This window comes from Methanoregula sp. (genome assembly GCF_002835825.1).
In the GTDB taxonomy this organism is placed as follows: domain Archaea; phylum Halobacteriota; class Methanomicrobia; order Methanomicrobiales; family Methanospirillaceae; genus Methanoregula.
On sequence record NZ_PIZH01000277.1, the window covers coordinates 1 to 2,902 of the forward strand.

The following is a 2,902-nucleotide window of genomic DNA, read 5'->3' on the forward strand; positions in this document are numbered from 1 at the left end:
CCCCTTTCGTTCCCCAGAGGGCAATCGTAACGCCCGGATTGCTGTGCCCACCCGAGACCCGGCCGAGTGCATCGATGCCCGCTGCGACCACGATCCCAAAGGTGATCCCGATCGCGAACCAGTCGCCCCACCCGCCGAGCTGGCCGATCCCTATGTTGAACGGGCTTGCCGGGTTCGACCCGTGGGCCAGCATCAGCGTGATCGCCGCAGCCCCGGCACCGAAGTACACGAGGAGACCGGTCCCGACGCCTTCTGCAATGCTGCGGTTTAGCAGGGACACCATCACTTCGCCCCCGCGTACACTGCGTCGCATTCAGGGCAGAGCATACGGGGCATCTTTTTGGGCAGCTTGCGGGACGGGAGGGGATACCCTCCTTCCCAGACATCGGTCTCCCGCCGAATTGTGTGCTTCATGCAGGTGCCCATGCCGCAGACTACGCAGATCGCAACCGCATCGCTGTCCGTTCCTTGCTTTGCACAGATATAGCACTTCATCGCGATCACCCCCGGGCTATCAGACCGCCTCCTTCCACTGGCAGGAGCAGTGCCGGAAGTCCATTAAGGCAGCAGAGGCGCAGTCCTTGCAGATCCGTGCAGGTGCGGCGGCAACCTCCTTGTCGAGGGCGATGATGTTGGTCATCAGCGTGGCCGTGACCGGCTCGCTTGTCAAGAGGCACGGGTAGTCGGAGAGGCGCATCATCGCCGAGAACCTCACCGTCATGGCGCAGGCCGGGTAGGCATACCACTGCGGATTGGCCAGCACCTTGTTCTTCAGAACGGGCGAAAGGTCCACACTGAACCCGCCCACCTTCGGGACCAGTGCCCCGGGCTCACTGCTCTGCATCCGCCGGGCCTTGTCCACAATCTTCCAGCCGCGGTAGACCATGTCCATGAAGTCGCAGTTGTGGAGCTCGATAGCGGCGCTGCGTTTCGGGTAGAGCTGGACATAGTTATGGTAGCGTTTCGTGAGCATGTCCACGACCATGATGGCGTTGAACCCGTCGAGTTCGAGGATGTACTCGGCAGCCGCGGCCGATGAGCCGGTGGCGACCGAGAGCACATCATGCGGCGACTTCATCTTCGGCGCTGCGGCGTGCAGCGTCTTGTCCATGACTTCTGTTACCGCTTCGATGACGGCCATGATCACGTCGTCCTTGCACATGTTATACGTGGACTGTGCGATGTGGTGGGCAACGTCGCCTACGCAGTAGGCCGGTACGGTCACGATGTTGCCATAGTGCACCCCTTCGTTGAGCGAGGCTTTGACCGCAGCCTGCATCTTCGTCCGGTACTGCTTCATGTACTTACGGCAATCAAACGAGGACTGGCCCACGCTGTCCATCAGCTTTGCCTGTGCATCGACCGGCGTGTCGTAGATGGACTGGATCATGGCGACTTCCCGGTCAACCGCATCGGCAAGGGTTGCGCCCCCTTCCAGGGCGTGGGCAAAGACATCGCCGATACCGTACGAGGTGTTCATGGCCCAGGACTTGGCCGCAAGGATCGTCTGCTTGTGTGCGACAGGGATGTTGACGGTCTTTAAGATCTGGTTCACGATGTTGCTGCTGCTGCCCGGAATCAGGGCGAAGTCCACGACACAGGTGGGGCCATAGAAGCCAGCATACCGCCGGGCAGACTCCTTTCCGATCAGGGCCGCGGCCTTGCCGACCGCCTTGATGAACGCGTCTACGCTCTTCCTGAATTTCGGGTCGGCGTCATAGAGCATCTCGAGGATGACCGGTGTCTGGTAATGCTCGACGAACGGGTCATCCTCGGGCCGGATGGTGTTCGTCAGGCCCTTTAAGATCTCGAAATGGGCGTTGACCGAGTCCTTGTGCAGAGAAAAGACCGCTTTGCTCTGTCCGGATGCGGGTTTCATGTCCTTAACCGCGTCCACATAGACCTTCGTGTCGTCGATGACAAATTTCCCGCCGCGTTTCTTTTCGATCTGATTCACGTCAGCATGCTGGGCAGCCATTGCTTCCGTGATCATCTTTTTGATTACTTCCTGCATGGTGCTGCAACTCCCGGCACCGGTACCTTCCCGGTGCCTGTAGCCAACCTTAAGATACTTCTTATTTAATATCTTCGCGGATATGGCGGGTGAGAAGGCCTTTTTAGAAGAACGGCTGTGGTAACCGCTGACGGCGACCGCGGCCCGAGGTGACCCGGGAGTGTCCCTGCTCTCCCTTCGGCACCGGGCTGCAACCCCCGTGAGGCTGTCGCCTCATCCTGCATTCCCGCGCCAATCTTTAAATCGTTACAGGAATTACTGATCGTAAATAACGGGATGCCGGGGAATGGATTTTTTATTCTTTGATGATCTCGGGAAGAGGCCCTATCTGGTCCCCGCCCTGATCGTCATCAGTTCCGTTGTGTCACTTCTCCTGAACATCTACGGGCTCACGGTCGGTATTTCCTTCGTATTTCCCCACCTGTTGTACCTTCCCATCATCCTCGCCGCCTATTATTACCCGAAACGCGGGATTCTCTTTACTGTTGGCCTTTCCCTTTGCTATTGCGCACTTGCCTTCACTGTCGTCACGCCGACAAACGCGGAAATGGTCTCTGCAATCGCACGCTCGGCAGTCTTTGTCATCATTGCCGCGGTGGTCTCCAACATCAGCGGACGGATGCACCACGACACCCAGATGTGCCGGCGCCTGGTCTCGGTGGTGCGATCTTCCGGCGATGCCATCATCGGGGAAACGTTTGAAGGGATTGTCACGGACTGGAACAGCGGCGCTGAAACACTCTACGGGTACACAGCGCAGGAGATGACAGGGCACCCGCTCTCCCGGATCATCCCCCCCGGCCGCCAGGAGGATAAGCTCCGGCTACTTGAACGGATCCGGCAGGGTGAGGTTATCGAGCGTTTCGAGACCGAAAGGATTACAAAAGA

General features: G+C 58.9%; 4 protein-coding genes. 1 reads left to right on the forward strand and 3 read right to left on the reverse strand.

Features of this window, described 5'->3' with window-relative positions:
• The 3 genes from CW742_RS09725 to CW742_RS09735 all read right to left on the reverse strand — a co-directional run.
• A partial coding sequence (locus tag CW742_RS09725) for an aquaporin (RefSeq protein ID WP_292419745.1) occupies positions 1-283 on the reverse strand: 283 nt, incomplete at its 3' end.
• On the reverse strand, positions 283-495 hold the full coding sequence (locus CW742_RS09730; protein WP_292419747.1) for a DUF2180 family protein: 213 nt from the start codon (positions 493-495) through the stop codon (positions 283-285). The genes CW742_RS09725 and CW742_RS09730, both read right to left, overlap by 1 nt.
• Positions 496-514: 19 nt before the next feature.
• On the reverse strand, positions 515-2,014 hold the full coding sequence (locus CW742_RS09735) for a DUF2193 domain-containing protein (protein WP_292419752.1): 1,500 nt from the start codon (positions 2,012-2,014) through the stop codon (positions 515-517).
• A gap of 286 nt (positions 2,015-2,300) precedes the next feature.
• Between CW742_RS09735 and CW742_RS09740 the strand changes: the two genes are divergently transcribed.
• Positions 2,301-2,902, forward strand: a 602-nt coding sequence (locus CW742_RS09740; protein WP_292419755.1) for a PAS domain S-box protein, incomplete at its 3' end; no start/stop codon positions are given.